This window comes from Sphingomonas flavida, assembly GCF_036663655.1.
Taxonomy (GTDB): domain Bacteria; phylum Pseudomonadota; class Alphaproteobacteria; order Sphingomonadales; family Sphingomonadaceae; genus Sphingomonas.
In genome coordinates this window covers 99,231-115,541 of sequence record NZ_JAXOJH010000004.1, presented here as the reverse complement: position 1 = coordinate 115,541, position 16,311 = coordinate 99,231, and the positions used below count along the sequence as shown (strand labels likewise).

Sequence of the window (16,311 nt, the reverse complement as noted above, 5' to 3'; positions counted from 1 at the left end):
ATGCGTCGCTGGTCGCTTCGTTCCGGAACGGCCGATGCGGTCATGGGTTCTGATGCTGGCTCCCCCAAGCCTTTCCCCGACAGGAGTTTTTCATCATGGCCGATCTTTCCCAGGCACGCGTCCTGATGCTCGCCGCCGACGGCTTCGAGACCGTCGAGTTGTTCAAGCCCCGCCAGGCGCTGGAAGACGCCGGCGCGAAGGTGACTTTGGCCTCGCTCAAGATGGACCCGATCCAGGGCATGGAGGGCGACATCAACAAGGCCGAAACGGCGACGCCCGACCTGACCGTCGATGAGGTCGATACCGACGATTATGACGCGCTGGTCCTTCCCGGCGGCACCTGCAACCCCGACAAGCTGCGCCTGAACGAGCGCGCGGTCGAGATCGTCACCGAGTTCATGGAGGACGACAAGATCGTCGCCGCCATCTGCCACGGCCCCTGGCTGCTGGCCGAGGCGGACGTGATCGACGGTCGTCGCCTGACCAGCTACCCCTCGATCCGCACCGACCTGTCCAATGCGGGCGCGGATGTGGTGGACGAGGAGGTCGTGGTCGACGGCAACCTGATCACCAGCCGCAATCCGGACGACATCCCCGCCTTCAACAAGGCGATCCTAACCGCGCTGGAAGAAGAGCTGGCCGACGAGGACGAAACCGAAGAGGCGTAATCCGCCTATCCCGTCACGGGACGATCACGGGCGTCGCATCCTGGCCATAGGCATGGCAGGATGCGGCGTCCGTTTGTTTTTCAGGAAGATATCATGCGCGTGGCACCCCTGCTGCTCCTCGGTCTGGCCTCCACCGCCGCACTTGCGCAAGGGGCATCGGGGCCGTTCAGCGTGGGCGGGCGCGGCTTCGGATCGCTTCAGGATGCGATCAACGCGATCGGCGAGGGCGAGGGCACGATCCGCGTCGCGCCGGGCACCTACCGCGAATGCGCCGTCCAGAATGCGGGCCGCATCACGATCGCCGCGACCGAGCCGGGCAAGGCGATCTTCACGCGCATCGCCTGCGAGGGCAAGGCGGCGCTGGTCATTCGCGGGCGCGGCGCGACGATCGACGGCATCGTCTTCAGCCATATCGAGGTGGCCGACGGCAACGGCGCGGGCATCCGCATCGAAAAGGGGCCGCTGGTGGTCAGCAATTCGATGTTCCTGGACAGCCAGTCGGGCATATTGTCGGCGGAGGACCCGAACGGGACGGTCGTCGTCGATCACTCGACCTTTTCGGGCCTGGGCCATGATCCGACCGGCACCGGCGCGCACGGCATCTATATGGGCAAGTATCGCAGCCTGCGGGTCATCGCCTGTCGTTTCGAACACGGGCAGGGTGGTCACTACGTCAAGACGCGCGCGCCCTATGTCGAGGTGCTCGACAGCAGCTTCGACGACAGCAAGGGCCACTCGACCAACTACATGATCGATCTGTCCAACGGCGCCAAGGGGCGGATCGCGGGCAATGAATTCGTCTTCGGCCGCGACAAGGACAATCACTCGACGCTGATCACCGTCGCGCCGGAGGGGGCCAAGAACGACTCCTCGGGCCTGGTGGTCGAGAATAATCGCGCGCGCCTGGCACCGGGGGCCGATTTCAAGCCGGTGTTCGTGGGCAACTGGGCGGGCGAGCCGCTGGTGATCCGGGGCAATATCCTGGGCGCCGGGATCACGCCGACGGCGCGGAAATGGTAGGATCGCCCGTGCGCAGTTGACGCCGGGGCGTCGGCTTGACCCGTCCCTCACGCGTGCGGCGGGCGAGATAGGTGTCCAGCCCGATCTGCGCGGCCATCATCTGATAGAGGAACGGGTTGAACGCGATCCCGACGAACGCGCCGCCCAGCAGATAGATCAGGTGGCCGTGCTGGAGCGCCCCCGCCAGTTGCCCGCCCCAATGAAGCGGATCGTCGGGCTTGCGATAGCGTCGGCGCAGCGCCTCCATGCGGAGGAGCCCCGCGACGTTGATGCCCAGCCACAGGAACAGCCCCGGCCATCCCTGTTCGCCCAGCATCTCGAAATAGCTGGAATGATAGGCGCGGGCGCGGTCGGTGGTGACCTGCTTTTCGACCGAGGCATTCTGCGCCGACCCCTCGACCTTGGTCAGGTCGTAGCGGACATTGTTCTGGAGATAGGCGTTGAAGCCGCCGCCGAACGGGTTGGACGTGGCATAGTCGAGCGTCCATTTCCACACCGCCAGCCGGGTCGAGGCGGACTCGTCGCCCTGATAGGAACGGATGGTGTCCATCCGCTTGGTATAGGAGGAGGGCAGGAGCGGGACGACCGCCATCCCGGCCAGGCCTATCGCGCAGATATACAGGACGCGCCGCTTCACGTCGCGCAGCATCAGGATGGCGAGCAGGCCAATGCACAACAGGCCGGTACGGGCCGTGGTGCCGACCGGGATCAGCAGGCAGGCGAAGATCAGCGCCGCGCCGAACAGGCGCACGCGGGCATCGGGGGGAAAGATCGTGCCGTGCTTCATCAGCCACAGGATGACCGGAATGACCGAAATCGCGACCGCCGAGATGATGCTCCCCTCGTACAGGCCGGTATTGTTGGTCACCATCAGGTTCAACTCGCCGTAACCGCCGCCCGAAAAGATCGTCTTGATGCCGCCGACGATGACGATCGAGGCAAGCGACAGGATCATGAACAGCAACAGCGCCTCGATCCGCAACCGGGTGCGCAGGGTCAGCGGCAGGAAGACGGCAAAGGCCAGCGCCTTCCACACCCAGCTCCATTTTTCCTGGGCCTCGACCGGGAAATCGGCCCCGAAAAAGGTGGTGAGCGCGCAGTAGAGCAGCAGCAACAGGATCGCCCCCTGCCGCGCGGTGAACCGGCTGTCGCGCTTGTCGTCGACCAGCGCCCAGGCCGCGACCGCCGCGACCGCCGCGATCAGCGAGATGGGCACGGTGTTCAGCAGGTAGTAGGTCAGCCGCTGGGGCGAGACGATGTCGATATAGATATAGGCGAGGACGAACAGGAACGGCCGCCTCAGGCCCATGGCGAACAGGCTGAACAGGAATCCGATCAGGAACAGGTCACGCATCGCGGTGCCACCGCGCATCGTCGGGCCGCTTGCGGTCGAGCGTGCGGGCGTCGCCCTCCTTGTCCAGGTCGCGCCGCGCCAGCAGCCGCCAGGCGGCCAGCAGCATCAGGCCATGGCTGACCAGCAGGGCAAAGGTATCGATCATTGCCCGTCCTTTCCCTGGCCGACCCGTATCGCTTCGGGGCATGCTTATAAACCGGCGGTTGACGCCACGTTAAGGGCTGGCATGACAGGTGCAACATCATGCGCATCCTGCATATTCTCGATCACGGCCTGCCGCTGCAAAGCGGTTACAGCTTCCGCACCCGCGCCATCCTGAAGGCGCAAGGGGCAGAGGGACATGAGGTCGCCGCCGTCACCGGGCCCAGGCAGGGAGCCGGGGCGGGCGGTGTCGAGACAGTCGACGGGTTGACCTTCCATCGGACCCCCGCCGCCGAACGCACCGCGCCGCGTGGGGCCTTGGGCGAGCTGGCGGGGCTTGCCGGTCACGTCCGGGCGATCGAGCGTGCCGTGGCGGCATTCCGGCCCGATATCCTCCATGCCCATTCGCCAGTGCTCGACGCGCTGGCAGGGCTGGTCGTCGCACGGCGGCGACGGCTGCCGCTGGTCTATGAAATCCGCGCCTTCTGGGAAGATGCGGCGGTCGGCAACGGCACCGGCGTCGAGGGCAGTGTACGTTACCGCGCCACCCGTGCGCTGGAAGGCTGGGCCTGTGCGCGTGCCGATGCGGTCGCGGTCATCTGCGAAGGGTTGCGCGGTGACCTGATCGCGCGGGGGCTACCCGCCGACAAAATCGTAGTGTCGCCCAATGGCGTCGATTTGACCCTGTTCGGCCAGCCCGCCCCGCGTGACGAAGCGCTGGCCCGGCAATGGGGGCTGGAAAACGGGGCCGAGGTGATCGGCTTCATCGGCAGCTTCTATGATTACGAAGGGCTGGACGACCTGATCGCCGCCATGCCCCGGCTGGTTCAGGCACGCCCCCGCGCCCGGTTGCTGCTGGTCGGTGGCGGGCCGATGGAGGCGGCGCTGCGCGCGCAGGCCGAACGCTCGCCGGTCGCCGACGCGATCCGCTTCGTCGGGCGCGTGCCGCATCACGAGGTCGAGCGTTATTATGGCCTTGTCGATATCCTGGCCTATCCGCGCAAGAAGATGCGGCTGACCGATCTCGTCACCCCGCTCAAGCCGCTGGAGGCGATGGCGCAGCGTCGACTGGTCGCCGCGTCGGATGTCGGCGGCCACCGCGAACTGATCGAGGACGGGCAGACGGGCACGCTCTTCCCGCCGGACGATCCGGCCGCGCTGGCCGATGCGCTGGCGGACCTGCTCGGGAATCGCGATATCTGGGACGCGCGGCGGGACGCGGGCCGGGCCTTTGTTGAAAAAGAGCGCAACTGGGCGTCGAATATTCGGCGTTACGAACCTGTTTACCAGCGATTGCTACGGGAAGGGCGGACCGGAAACCTATGACCTTCACCGCCACGCCCTCTCCCTACCGCTTTGCTCCCGCCTGGATCGGCGGCGGGCTCGGTCTGTTGCTGGCCCTGATGGTGATGATCGTGCCCGACTGGCGACTGGAATCGCTGGTCGGCCAGTTGGGACTGCCCGAAATCCTGTCGGCCGCGCAGCCGCCGCTGGGCTTGAAGGCGCGGGTTCTGCTCGCCGTGGTGGCGGGTGCCGGTGCGGGTGCGGTCGGTTGGGCCGCCGCCTATCTGCTGTGGGGACCGGGCGGGCTGCTCGCCGGGCGCGTCGCCGCCGATCGGCCGGACGACGAGGATTATGTGCCCAGCGTCCGCCGTTCGGACCGCCATCCCGACGCCCCGCCGCGTCGCCCGCTCCATGCCGCCGAACTCGGTGCACCCCCGCCACCGCCGATCGACGACGAGGCTGTCGAGCGGCCCTTGCCCGCCGATCTGGACCAGCCGCTATCGGCATTCGACCCGGATGCGATCCTGTCGGCCCCGCGCGAACCGGCGCGTGCCGTCAGGCCGCCCAAACCCATGCCCTTGCCGCCGATGCGCGAGTCCGCGCCGGAGGACCGGGGCGCCGCACTGCCGCTGCCCGACCTGAAGGACGAGTCGATCGAGACGCTGCTCGACCGGCTGGAACGCGAAACCGCGCTGCGCAAGTCGAAGCGGGTGGACTGAGGGAACGTCCCTTTTTCACTGTGTCGTTCCGCCCCGGCGGACGCCGGGGTCCAGTTGCGGTACGTGAAAAGCTGTCACCGCCGATTGCCCAACCTGCCAAAGATATCAGCTCGCTGCATCGCTGACTTTATCTCCGCGTGTCCGCGCCTTCGCATGACACGAAAAAGCCCGCCCGGATCGCTCCGGACGGGCTTTTCTGCCTTGTGACGGGTGTTACGCCGCCAGGTTGCGCAGCACGTACTGCAGGATGCCGCCGTTCAGGAAGTATTCCAGCTCGTTGACGGTGTCGATGCGGCACTTGGTCAGGAAGGTTTCGGTCGAGCCGTCCTTGCGGGCCAGGATCACTTCGACGTCCTGACGCGGACGAAGGTTCGCCACGCCCTGGATGGTGAAGCTTTCGCTGCCGTCCAGCTTCAGCGTCTCGCGGGTCACGCCCTCGGCGAACTGCAGCGGCAGGACGCCCATGCCGACCAGGTTCGAACGGTGGATACGCTCGAAGCTCTCGGTGATGACCGCACGCACGCCGAGCAGGTTGGTGCCCTTCGCCGCCCAGTCGCGCGACGAGCCGGTGCCATATTCCTTGCCCGCGACGATGACGAGCGGCGTGCCGTCGGCCTTGTGACGCATCGCGGCGTCATAGATCGGCATCACTTCGCCCTCATAGCGGGTCATGCCGCCTTCGATACCCGGCACCATTTCGTTCTTGATGCGGATATTGGCGAAGGTGCCGCGCATCATCACGTCGTGGTTGCCGCGACGCGCGCCATAGGAGTTGAAGTCCTTCTTGGCGACCTGATGCTCCTGCAGGAACGTACCTGCCGGGCTGTCGGCCTTGATCGAACCGGCCGGGCTGATGTGGTCGGTGGTGATCGAGTCGCCCAGGATGGCGAGCGGCTTGGCCTCGATGATGTCGGTGACGGGCTTCGGCGTCATCTCCATGCCCTCGAAATAGGGCGGGTTGGCGACATAGGTCGACGCGGCGGGCCACGCATAGGTGTCCGAGCCGGTCACTTCGATCGCCGACCACTTGGCGTCGCCCGCATAGACGTTGCCGTAGCGCGAACGGAACATCTCGTCGTCGATGTTCGCATCCATCAGGGTGCGGACTTCGTCGTTGGTGGGCCAGATGTCCTTAAGATAGACGTCCTGGCCGTCCTTGCCCTGGCCGATCGGCGTCTCACGCATGTCCTGCGTGACGGTGCCCTTCAGCGCATAGGCGACGACCAGCGGCGGCGAGGCGAGGAAGTTCGCGCGCACGTCGGCCGACACGCGGCCTTCGAAGTTGCGGTTGCCCGACAGGACCGAGGCCGCGACGATGTCGTTGCCGTTGATCGCCTTCGAGATCGGCTCGGCGAGCGGACCCGAATTGCCGATGCAGGTGGTGCAGCCATAGCCAACCAGGTTGAAGCCGATCGCGTCGAGGTCTGCGGTCAGGCCCGCCTTGTCGAGGTAATCGGTGACGACTTGGCTACCGGGGGCGAGCGAGGTCTTGACCCAGGGCTTGGGCTTCAGGCCCAGCGCGTTCGCCTTGCGCGCGACGAGCCCTGCGGCAACCAGCACGCTCGGGTTCGAGGTGTTGGTGCAGCTGGTGATCGCGGCGATCACGACGTCGCCGTCGCCGATGTCATGCGCACGATCCTCGACCGCGACGCGGACGGCGGCGTCCTTCTTGTACACCTTGGTGAGGTCGGCGTTGAACACGTCGTCCACTTCGGTGAGGATGACCTTGTCCTGCGGACGCTTGGGGCCTGCCAGCGACGGGACGACCGTCGACATGTCGAGTTCCAGCGTGTCGGTGAACAGGGGGTCGGCGGCATCGTCATGACGCCAGAAGCCGTTGGCCTTCGCATACGCCTCGACCAGCGCGACATTCTCGTCCGAACGCGCGGTCAGGCGCATATAGTCGAGCGTCTTGTCGTCGATCGGGAAGAAGCCGCAGGTCGCGCCATATTCCGGCGCCATGTTGGCGATCGTCGCACGGTCGGCGAGCGTCATCGACGACAGGCCGGGGCCGTAGAACTCGACGAAGCGGCCAACCACGCCCTTGGCGCGCAGCATCTGGGTGATGGTCAGCACCAGGTCGGTGGCGGTGATGCCTTCCTGCAGCTTGCCGGTCAGCTTGAAGCCGACGACTTCGGGGATCAGCATCGACACCGGCTGGCCCAGCATCGCGGCTTCCGCCTCGATCCCGCCGACGCCCCAGCCGAGCACGCCCAGGCCGTTGATCATCGTGGTGTGGCTGTCCGTGCCGACCAGCGTGTCGGGATATGCGATCGTCGCACCGCCCTTGGCATGGTCGCCCGTCTCGGTCGAAGCCCAGATGGCCTGGCCGATATATTCCAGGTTCACCTGGTGGCAGATGCCGGTGCCCGGCGGAACCACCGAGAAATTGTCGAGCGCCTTCGATCCCCACTTCAGGAACTCGTAACGCTCCATGTTGCGCTGGTATTCGAGGTCGACGTTATCCTCGAACGCCTGCGGCGTGCCGAACTCGTCGACCATGACCGAGTGGTCGATGACGAGGTGGACGGGAACCTGCGGATTGATCTTGGCCGCGTCGCCGCCCAGCTTGGTGATCGCGTCGCGCATCGCGGCGAGGTCGACCACGCAGGGAACGCCGGTGAAGTCCTGCATCAGCACGCGGGCCGGGCGATACTGGATCTCGCGGTCCGAACGCTGGGTCTTCTGCCAGTCGACGATCGCCTGGATATCCTCGCGCGTGACGGTCTTGCCGTCCTCGAAGCGCAGCAGGTTTTCCAGCAGCACCTTCATCGAGAAGGGCAGGCGGCTGATATCGCCAAGCTGCTCGGAGGCCTTGGCGAGGCTGTAGTAGTCATAGGTCTTGCCCCGCACGTCGAGCGTCGAGCGGGTGTTCAGGCTGTCCTGGCCTATCGCAGTCATGGGCGTCCCTTCTTGGTCGAGCCGGGCACGCCCAGTGGGACACGGCAGCATGCAGCCGCGAGCGGGCGCGCCGGGGATAAATCCGGTTGACGAGGGCGCCTTAGCAAGGGGTGGGCCGACAGGGAAGGGCGCGGCGTGCGGAATCGGGGATTTGCGCCAACCATATGGTGTCCCGTCGCAACCGTGGAAAAAGCGTGGAACAGGCATGACGAATGACGGGTTGAGCCGTCATGATGGGAGTTCGGACAATGTACGGCGTCACGGATATGCGATCCTCCGCTCTTGCGGATACCGCGCAGCGCGGGCCGGCAGGATGTGATCCCATGCCCGGCGGTCCAGTCGCCGTGATCGGGCGCCCGGCCCGCTTGCGGTGGTGCCAATGACACAGCACCCGCCGCGTACGCCCCGCCGCCCGGACCAGATCGTCGCGGTCGGCCTGTTGACCCAGCGCGACCTCGACGTGTTGGGCTCGGGCTTTCGCCGGTCCTTCCCGGTCAGCGAGGATACGGCATTCGACGACCTGCTCCACGCGCTCGATTCGATCGAGGCGATACAGGTCCCGAATCGCCGCGACTGATCGTTCTGATCGATTAACCATGATCTTGGCCGCCTGATCGCCTTCGGATTGGATGTGGAAGCGCTTGGCGGTAGAGCCCTGTCCCGGCTAATGCGGCATTCATGCCTGGACGGATCCTCCGGCACAGCCGGAAAACACAATGACCCCCGAACGCTTCGCCCTCCTCACGCGCCGCCACCGCGAATGCCTGCGCGGCGTCAAGGCACTCAAGGGCTCGAAGGAAATCGCGATCGAGTTGGGCTTGGGCAAATCCACCGTCGACAGCTATCTCGCCGAGGCCGTTCGCCTGCTCGGCGCACGCAATCGTCGCGATGCCGCGATTGCCCTGGCCGAGTATGAAGCGTTGGAGGGGACCCCGTCATTCGACCAAGTCCCTGAAATCGAAGAAAACCCTACCCCCGATAAAATCATACCCGATTCTGCGGGGCTGGTTTTCGAACCGGCCGCCATGCCAGTGACGATCTCACCGGATGGGAGTACGGTCGGCGGGGCGGTGAAGGACGGCCATGTCCAGACATCGTCCCGCTTGCTCCTTCCGATCCGGCGGCGAGGTCAGACCCGCAATGAGATGACGGTGGCCGAAAGGCTACTCTGGGTTCCCACGATCGCCATCGCGCTCGCCATCGGCTTCGGCATGCTGGCGACGGGGCTCGACGTGATGACCCGCGTGATCGGGCGTGTCTCCCACCTTGCCGGTTGAACAATACCCGCAAACGCTTGGGCGGCGGGGGGCGCGGAGTATGAACAATGACGGCAGAGCATGAGGCGGCGGTCCAGGTGACCCAGCTGTTGTGGAAACTCGAAAACGAACTCGACGCGGCCTTTGCGACGGCGGGCGCACTGGCGACGGCATTGCCGCGTGCGCGGTCCGAGGCGCGGCTGTCGGCCGTGGTAGGGCAGCATGCCTTCGAACAGCTCAGCCAGGCTCTGATGGCGATCGGCCAGGCGCGCGGCCATGCCGTACAGAGCCACCGCGTTCTGGAGAAGGTGGGCAAGACGATCGGTTTCGACGCCGACGACTATGGCGACACCCGTCCCAAGCCGCCGTCGGTCACGGCCGACATCGTTCCCGTTCCCCTGCGCGTCGCGGCCTGACGGGGCACCTGGCGCATGTCCGTTCCGGTCATTCCTTCGCGACGTGCGCCATGATGCATATTTATATTTTTCATATCCTTCAGGGCTTGGTGTGTCTTTACGCGCTGACCTTTGGGGGGCGGCCGGAAAGAGTGACGGCGATCATGTTGTTCCTCGCCTCGATCGCGACCTGGCTGTTGCCGTTCAATCCCTTGACCAGTTTCCAGCGGGTCGAGAGCTTCGAGCTGGCGATCGACCTGACCCTGATGGGGGGGCTGATCACGGTCGCGCTGCTGGCGAACCGGTTCTGGCCGCTATGGCTGGCCGCGCTACATCTGCTGGCGATCGGCATACACGGGGTGCGCGGGTTCGATGCCGGACTGATGCCGTGGATGTATGCCGCGGCGGGCGGCAAGCTGGCCTATCCGATGATCGCGCTGCTGGCGGCGGGCGTGCTGCGCCATCGCCAGCGCCTGGCGCGCTATGGCAAGGATGTGGACTGGATCCTGCCGTGGCGGGGGGTACGATCGTGACCGACCTGCGCCTGCTGCACTGGCCCGAACAGGATCGGGCCAGCTTTGCCCATTTCACCACCGTCATGACGGACGTCCAGGCGCGGATCCGGGCGATCTCCGGCGAGGTCGGGGGCGTCCCCGTGCCGCGACCGCCGCGTGTGCCGACGCCGCGCGAATGCGCCGCGATGATCCTGAAGCACCGCCGCGACGTGCGTGGGCTGGCGGGGGACGATGGCGAGTTGTTCGGCGATCCGGGCTGGGAGATTACGCTGGCCGTCTATGATGCCGAGGGGGCGCTCGACGATGCCGCCATCCTGGAGCGGGCTGGGCTGTCGCCGACGGGTACGGTCGGGCCGCGCTGGATCGCCCTGTTGATCCAGCGGGGCTGGATCGTGCGAGATGCGGCTTCGTCCGACGGGGCGGGGCATCTGCGTGCCACCGAAAAGGCGGAAACGATCCTTTCCCGCTATTTCGCACGGCTGTGATTTCGCCCTGCACGGTGGCCCCGTGCAACTCCCCGGCGGGCCAATGGTTCAAGCCGAACGGCAGTTCACGAGGAGAGTATGCAATGGCCGAGGATATGGGGAATGGCGGCGGCGCCGGCGCGATCGGTGGCGACATGGGCGCGGGTGCCTTTGCCGACCGGATGAAGGGCGCGGGCGAAGCGATGCAGGCATCGGGCCAAAAGATCGCCGAGGGCGGATCGGCCGTCACGATGAAGATGCTCGATCAGGCCGAAACCAATGCCCGCGAAGCCTTTGCGGCGATGCGCGAGGCCGCCTCGGCCCGCGATCTGTCCGAGGTGATGCGGATCCAGGCGGAATTCATGCGCGAACAGGGCAATCGCTCGATGTCGCAGGCGCGCGAGATCGGCGAGATGATCGTCCAGTTCGGCCGCGACTCGATCGGCGCGGTGCGCGGGTCGAAGCAGGACTAAGCGCGTCGCCATTCCCTTCCCAAAAGGAAGGGTGGCAGAGATGATGGAGGGGTGTCTCGGCCGGTAGGTTCACCTTGCCTCAGGATCGGGAACACCCCTCCACTGAAGTTTGATCCACCAGACCAGACCTGTCGCGTTACCACCCCGGCGGAGGCCGGGGGCCAGTTGCGAAGGTTTCATCGATGGAGCGAGCCGGACCATCACCACGGCACCTCCGACTGGATCCCGGCCTTCGCCGGGGTGGCGTTTCGGATTGGATGGATCAAACTCCAGGTTTTGCCTGGCGCCTCTAGTGGCGAGGGCCTAAGCTGAACGTCAGTTGCCCGGGCTTACCGGCACCGGGCCATTGGGCGTCGCCTCCAACAGTGAGTCCCCGCCCAGCACGCGGTACAGCGTCACGCGATTACTGGCGGCGGTCAGCTGGGTTGCGACCACGGTACGCTGTGCCGAATAGAGCGAGCGTTGCGCGTCCAGGGTGTTCAGGAACTGCGTCACCCCGCCGCGATAGCTGGCATCGGTCAGCCGATACGTGTCGCTCGCGGCGTTCAGGAAGCGGCGATTGGCACCGAGCTGGTCGTCGATCGTACCCTGCCGCGCCAGCGCGTCGGCGGTTTCCTGGAATGCGGTCTGGATCGTCTTTTCATAGGTCGCCAGCGCGGCGTCGCGCTCCGCCTTCGAATATTCGACGTTCGCCACGCCTGCGCCGGCCTGGAAGATCGGATAGCTGACCGACGGTGCCACCGAATAGTTGAAGCTGCCGCCCGAGAAGAGTGAGGTCAGCGCGGTGCTGGCAAAGCCGACCAGGCCGGTCAGCGAAATGCGCGGGAACAGCGCCGCCCGCGCCGCGCCGATCTGGCCATTGGCGGCGCGCAGCAGATATTCGGACTGCACCACGTCCGGACGGCGCAGCAGGATTCCCGAGTCCAGCCCGGCGGGCAGCGTCGCGACGGTGGGCGCGGCTTCCTCGATCGAGCGGGGCAGGAGCGCGGTGTCGATCGGCGCACCGACCAGCAGTTGCAGCGCGTTGACGTCCTGCGCGACCGCAGTCTTCTGTTGCGCCAGATCGGCCTGGGCGGTCGCCAGCACCTGTTCGGCCTGGCGCAGATCGGTGCGCGGCGCGATGCCGCCCTCCAACCGGGCGCGGGTCAGCGTGACGCTGCGCTCGGCACTGCTCGCGGTCTGTTGCGCGATGGCGAGCAGGCTCTGGTCGGCACCATAGGTCAGCCACGCATCGGCGATGTCGCCGACCAACGTCAGCCGCGTGGCGCGTGCCGCCGCCTCGGTCGCGAAATACCGGTCGAGCGCGGCGCCGGTCAGCGAGCGGATGCGGCCGAACAGGTCGAGTTCGAAGGCGGTCGTGCCCAGATTGACCGACCAGGCGCTGCCCGACCCGCTCGTGGTGGAAACCGCGCCGCCGGTCCCGGTGCCGCCGCTTCCGACGCCCGTACCGACACCGGTCCCCGTGCCCGTACCGCCGTTGCCGGTCCCGTTACCCGTACCGCCGCCGGTATTGCCGATCGCCTGGCTGGCCGCGCCGCCCGAGCCACGGTCGGTATAGCTGTAGCGGCCCGTCGCATCGACCTGCGGGAACAGGCTGCCACGCTGGATGCGGTACTGCGCACGGGTCGAGGCGATGTTGGCCGCCGCCAGCCGCAGGTCGCGGTTGTTGGCCAGCGCCTGGGTGATCAGCCGCTGCAACCGGGTGTCGCGAAAAATGTCGCTATAGCGCACCGTGGGCAGCGCGGCTTCGGACTGGCGGAGATAGGCGTCGCCGACCGGCCAGGACGGCGGCACCGGGGTGGCCGGGCGGACATATTTCGGGGCCAGCGAGCAGGCCGACAGCGCGGTCGCACCGAGCAGCAGTGCGAAGGAGGGGGACAGGATACGCATCAGGCCTTCTCGGCTCCGCTTTCGGGGGCAGGCTTATGGCCCGCGCCATGCTCGCTCATCGGCTGCCCGCGCAGGCGCGCCAGGCCGTTGCGGACCGAACGACGGACCAGCACGAAGAACAGCGGGATATAGAAGATCGCCAGGACCGTCGCGGTCAACATGCCGCCGATGACGGCGGTGCCGATCGCAATCCGGCTGTTGGCGCCCGCGCCGGTCGAGATGGCGAGCGGCAGCACGCCGAAGATGAAGGCGAAGCTGGTCATCAGGATTGGCCGCAGACGGATCTTGGCGGCCTCCAGCGCGGCGTCAATGACGCGTTTGCCCTGTTTCTCCGCCTGTTCGGCGAATTCGATCATCAGGATCGCGTTCTTCGCCGCCAGCCCCATCGTCGTCAGCAGACCGATCTGGAGATAGACGTCGTTGGTCAGGCCGCGCAGCGTCACGAACGCCACCGCCCCGATCAGGCCGAGCGGAATGATCAGCAGCACCGCGAACGGGATCGACCAGCTTTCATACAGCGCGGCGAGGCACAGGAAGACGACCAGGATCGACAGGCCGTACAGGATCGGCGCCTGCCCGCCCGACAGGCGTTCCTGATAGGACAGGCCCGCCCAGGCGATTGAGGTGCCGGGGATTTGCGAGGCGAGCTCGGTCATCCGCTTCATCGCATCGCCCGAGCTGTAGCCCGGCGCGGCCGATCCCTGGAATTCATAGGACGGGATGCCGTTGAACCGCGACAGGGTGGTCGGCGCCACGCCCCAGTTGATCGTCGAGAAGGACGAGAAGGGCGCCATCTGCCCGCTCGACCCGCGCACGAACCACTGCTTCAGGTCCTCGGGCTCGGCGCGGTACGGGGCATCGCCCTGGACATAGACGCGCTTCACGCGACCGCGATCGATGAAGTCGTTGACATACTGACCGCCCCAGGCGGTCGACAGGGTCGAGTTCACCTGCGCTTGCGTCAGGCCCAGCGCGGACAGCTTCTGCTGGTCCAGGTCGACGCGCAGCGTGGCGATGTCGGGCAGTTCGGTCAGGCGGACCGAGGCGAGCAGCGGGTCGGCATTCGCCTTGGCCAGCAACTGGTCGCGGATCGCCTCGAACTTCTCCAGCGGCATGCCGGAGATGTTCTGCAACTCCATGGTGAAGCCGTCCGACTGGCCCAGGCCGCGAATGGCGGGCGGGACCAGCGCGAAGATCTGAGCGTCGCGAAGGCCGCGGAAGGCGCCCGAGGCACGCGCGGTGATCGCGTCCGCCGCGTTTTCCTTGCCCTTGCGGTCCTTCCAGTCGACGAAGTTCATGAAGCCCTGGCCGGTATTCTGGCCGCTGGTGCCGCCGCCGCCGCCGCCAGCGACCGTGAACAGGACCGAGACGTTCTTGCCCTCGTTCTTGGCGAAATACTGCTCGACCTGGCGCTGCACCTCCATGGTGCGGGCCTGGGTGGCACCGGCGGGCAGGCGGAACTGGATCAGCGCCGATCCCTGGTCCTCGGTCGGCAGGAAGCCGGTGGGCAGGCGCAGGAACAGCACCGCTAGCAGCGCCACGACGCCGGCATAGATCAGCAGGAACAGCCATTTGCGGTCGACGACGGTGCGCACGGCGGAGGTGTATTTCTCCACCGTCCATTCGAAGCGCGAATTGAACCCGTCCTTGGCGCGCTGCAGTCCGTGCGCCACGCGCGGGAACCTGCGGTCGAGCCAGGCACCTTCCTCGGCCTCCTTGGACTTCTGCTTCAAGAGGGTGGCGGTAAGCGCGGGCGACAGGATGATCGCGACCAAGACCGACAGGATCATCGCCGAGACGATGGTGATCGAGAACTGGCGATAGATCACGCCGGTCGATCCGCCGAAGAACGCCATCGGCAGGAACACCGCCGACAGGACGAGCGCGATGGCGATCAGCGCGACGCTGATCTCGTTCATCGACTCGATCGTCGCCTGGCGCGGCGTCATGTCGGGATTTTCCTCGAGCAGACGCTCGACATTCTCCACGACCACGATCGCGTCGTCGACCAGCAGGCCGATCGCCAGCACCAGCCCGAACAGGGTCAGGGTGTTGATCGAGAAGCCGGCCAGATAGAAGACCGCGAAGGTCCCCAGCAGCACGACGGGCACCGCGATCGTCGGGATCAGCGTGGCGCGCCAGCTTTGCAGGAAGACGAACATGACGATGACGACGAGGATGATCGCCTCGACCAGCGTCTTGACCACCTCTTCGATCGACAGCTTGATGAACGCGGTGGAGTCGTTGGCATAGGCGACCTTCAGGCCCGCCGGAAAGCCCTTGGCCACGCGGGCGACCTCGGCCTTGACCAGTTCGGCGGTCTTTAGCGCGTCGGCGCCCGGTGCCATCAGCACGGCGATGCCCGCACCCGGATGCTGGTTGATCCGGCTGACGGCGGCATAGCTTTCCGCGCCCAGTTCGATCCGCGCCACGTCGGACAGCTTGACGGTCGCGCCGTTGTTCAGCGTCTTGACGACGATCTGGCGGAACTGCTCGGGCGTCTGGAGCCGCGACTGCGAGGTCACGGTCGCGTTCAGCATCTGGGTCGATGCCGACGGGGTGCCGCCGACCTCGCCGGCCGCGACTTCGGTATTCTGGTTCTGGATCGCGGTGATGATGTCGGATGGCATCAGCTGATAGGAGGTCAACTGCTGCGGGTTCAGCCAGATGCGCATCGCATATTGCGACCCGAACACGTTGGTGTCGCCGACGCCCTGGATACGGCCCAGCGGGTCTTGGAGATTGGAGACGAGATAGTCGGCGACGTCCTGGTTCGTCATCCGGTCCGTCTCGTCATAGACGCCCGCGATCAACAGGAAGTCGGGGTTCGACTTGCGGACGACCAGGCCCTGTTGCTGCACCTGTTGCGGCAGGCGGGCGACCGATTGCTGGACCTGATTCTGGACCTGCACCTGCGCGATGTCGGGATCGGTGCCCTTGGCGAAGGTGGCGGTGATCGTCACCGAGCCGCGGCTGGACGAGGACGACTGGAAATAGAGCAGCCCGTCGATGCCGGTCAGCTGCTGTTCGATGACCTGCGTGACCGAGTTCTGCAGCGTCTGGGCGGATGCGCCGGGGAAGGTGGCGCGGATCGACACCTGGGGCGGCGCGACGTCCGGGTATTGCGCGATGGGCAGCCCCATGATCGCGCCGACGCCCGCCAGCATGACGATGATGGCGAGGACCCAGGCGAAGATGGGACGATCGATGAAGACGCGGCTGAGCATTGTC

15 protein-coding genes are annotated in these 16,311 nt (G+C 66.3%); 10 read left to right on the top strand and 5 right to left on the bottom strand.

Annotated features, from left to right (window positions below; genetic code table 11):
- The first annotated feature begins 95 nt into the window (after positions 1-95).
- Together U1703_RS06230 and U1703_RS06225 are read left to right on the top strand one after the other, a co-directional pair.
- A complete protein-coding gene (locus U1703_RS06230) occupies positions 96-668 on the top strand; it encodes a type 1 glutamine amidotransferase domain-containing protein (protein WP_320453449.1) in 573 nt (190 codons plus the stop codon).
- Between the two features lie 93 nt (positions 669-761).
- A complete protein-coding gene (locus tag U1703_RS06225; RefSeq protein ID WP_332785015.1) occupies positions 762-1,688 on the top strand; it encodes a right-handed parallel beta-helix repeat-containing protein in 927 nt (308 codons plus the stop codon).
- Here the strand turns inward: U1703_RS06225 and U1703_RS06220 are convergent.
- Both U1703_RS06220 and U1703_RS06215 read right to left on the bottom strand, forming a co-directional pair.
- Positions 1,663-3,042, bottom strand: coding sequence for a putative O-glycosylation ligase, exosortase A system-associated (locus U1703_RS06220; RefSeq protein ID WP_332785137.1), 1,380 nt, complete (start codon positions 3,040-3,042; stop codon positions 1,663-1,665). The genes U1703_RS06225 and U1703_RS06220 overlap by 26 nt on opposite strands.
- Positions 3,035-3,187, bottom strand: coding sequence for a hypothetical protein (locus U1703_RS06215; RefSeq protein WP_332785014.1), 153 nt, complete (start codon positions 3,185-3,187; stop codon positions 3,035-3,037). Before U1703_RS06215 ends, U1703_RS06220 begins: the two co-directional genes overlap by 8 nt.
- Positions 3,188-3,285: 98 nt before the next feature.
- Between U1703_RS06215 and U1703_RS06210 the strand changes: the two genes are divergently transcribed.
- The gene (locus U1703_RS06210; protein ID WP_332785013.1) at positions 3,286-4,509 is read left to right on the top strand and encodes a TIGR04063 family PEP-CTERM/XrtA system glycosyltransferase; all 1,224 of its coding nucleotides are present in this window, start codon (positions 3,286-3,288) and stop codon (positions 4,507-4,509) included.
- Positions 4,506-5,186 carry a hypothetical protein gene (locus U1703_RS06205; protein WP_332785012.1) on the top strand — a complete coding sequence of 227 codons (681 nt, stop codon included), beginning with the start codon at positions 4,506-4,508 and terminating at the stop codon, positions 5,184-5,186. Before U1703_RS06210 ends, U1703_RS06205 begins: the two co-directional genes overlap by 4 nt.
- Before the next feature lie 213 nt (positions 5,187-5,399).
- Here U1703_RS06205 and acnA read toward each other — a convergent pair whose 3' ends face one another.
- On the bottom strand, positions 5,400-8,087 hold the full coding sequence (gene acnA, locus U1703_RS06200) for an aconitate hydratase AcnA (protein ID WP_332785011.1): 2,688 nt from the start codon (positions 8,085-8,087) through the stop codon (positions 5,400-5,402).
- A 379-nt stretch (positions 8,088-8,466) separates the two neighbouring features.
- On the opposite strand from acnA, the gene U1703_RS06195 reads away from it, so the two are divergent.
- The 6 genes from U1703_RS06195 to U1703_RS06170 all read left to right on the top strand — a co-directional run bounded on the left by U1703_RS06195 (position 8,467) and on the right by U1703_RS06170 (position 11,190).
- Positions 8,467-8,664, top strand: coding sequence for a hypothetical protein (locus tag U1703_RS06195; protein WP_320453455.1), 198 nt, complete (start codon positions 8,467-8,469; stop codon positions 8,662-8,664).
- A gap of 139 nt (positions 8,665-8,803) precedes the next feature.
- A complete protein-coding gene (locus U1703_RS06190) occupies positions 8,804-9,364 on the top strand; it encodes a helix-turn-helix domain-containing protein (RefSeq protein WP_332785010.1) in 561 nt (186 codons plus the stop codon).
- 47 nt (positions 9,365-9,411) lie between these two features.
- Positions 9,412-9,759 carry a hypothetical protein gene (locus tag U1703_RS06185; protein WP_320453457.1) on the top strand — a complete coding sequence of 116 codons (348 nt, stop codon included), beginning with the start codon at positions 9,412-9,414 and terminating at the stop codon, positions 9,757-9,759.
- A 131-nt stretch (positions 9,760-9,890) separates the two neighbouring features.
- Entirely contained in the window at positions 9,891-10,271 is a 381-nt protein-coding gene (locus U1703_RS06180) for a hypothetical protein (RefSeq protein ID WP_332785009.1), read from the top strand.
- Positions 10,268-10,738: a hypothetical protein gene (locus tag U1703_RS06175; RefSeq protein WP_332785008.1), complete on the top strand. Its 471-nt coding sequence runs from the start codon at positions 10,268-10,270 to the stop codon at positions 10,736-10,738. The genes U1703_RS06180 and U1703_RS06175 overlap by 4 nt, the downstream gene beginning before the upstream one ends.
- An 83-nt stretch (positions 10,739-10,821) precedes the next feature.
- A complete protein-coding gene (locus tag U1703_RS06170; RefSeq protein WP_320453460.1) occupies positions 10,822-11,190 on the top strand; it encodes a phasin family protein in 369 nt (122 codons plus the stop codon).
- A 315-nt stretch (positions 11,191-11,505) separates the two neighbouring features.
- Here the strand turns inward: U1703_RS06170 and U1703_RS06165 are convergent, their stop codons facing one another.
- Positions 11,506-13,080: an efflux transporter outer membrane subunit gene (locus U1703_RS06165; protein WP_332785007.1), complete on the bottom strand. Its 1,575-nt coding sequence runs from the start codon at positions 13,078-13,080 to the stop codon at positions 11,506-11,508.
- Entirely contained in the window at positions 13,080-16,307 is a 3,228-nt protein-coding gene (locus U1703_RS06160; RefSeq protein WP_332785006.1) for an efflux RND transporter permease subunit, read from the bottom strand. The genes U1703_RS06165 and U1703_RS06160 overlap by 1 nt, the downstream gene beginning before the upstream one ends.
- Positions 16,308-16,311 lie beyond the last annotated feature (4 nt).

Coding starts and splice junctions, on each gene's coding strand:
- U1703_RS06230 (WP_320453449.1), top strand. CDS start 96: ATGGCCGATCTTTCCCAGGCACGCGTCCTGATGCTCGCCGCCGACGGC.
- U1703_RS06225 (WP_332785015.1), top strand. CDS start 762: ATGCGCGTGGCACCCCTGCTGCTCCTCGGTCTGGCCTCCACCGCCGCA.
- U1703_RS06220 (WP_332785137.1), bottom strand. CDS start 3,042: ATGCGTGACCTGTTCCTGATCGGATTCCTGTTCAGCCTGTTCGCCATG.
- U1703_RS06215 (WP_332785014.1), bottom strand. CDS start 3,187: ATGATCGATACCTTTGCCCTGCTGGTCAGCCATGGCCTGATGCTGCTG.
- U1703_RS06210 (WP_332785013.1), top strand. CDS start 3,286: ATGCGCATCCTGCATATTCTCGATCACGGCCTGCCGCTGCAAAGCGGT.
- U1703_RS06205 (WP_332785012.1), top strand. CDS start 4,506: ATGACCTTCACCGCCACGCCCTCTCCCTACCGCTTTGCTCCCGCCTGG.
- acnA (WP_332785011.1), bottom strand. CDS start 8,087: ATGACTGCGATAGGCCAGGACAGCCTGAACACCCGCTCGACGCTCGAC.
- U1703_RS06195 (WP_320453455.1), top strand. CDS start 8,467: ATGACACAGCACCCGCCGCGTACGCCCCGCCGCCCGGACCAGATCGTC.
- U1703_RS06190 (WP_332785010.1), top strand. CDS start 8,804: ATGACCCCCGAACGCTTCGCCCTCCTCACGCGCCGCCACCGCGAATGC.
- U1703_RS06185 (WP_320453457.1), top strand. CDS start 9,412: ATGACGGCAGAGCATGAGGCGGCGGTCCAGGTGACCCAGCTGTTGTGG.
- U1703_RS06170 (WP_320453460.1), top strand. CDS start 10,822: ATGGCCGAGGATATGGGGAATGGCGGCGGCGCCGGCGCGATCGGTGGC.
- U1703_RS06165 (WP_332785007.1), bottom strand. CDS start 13,080: ATGCGTATCCTGTCCCCCTCCTTCGCACTGCTGCTCGGTGCGACCGCG.
- U1703_RS06160 (WP_332785006.1), bottom strand. CDS start 16,307: ATGCTCAGCCGCGTCTTCATCGATCGTCCCATCTTCGCCTGGGTCCTC.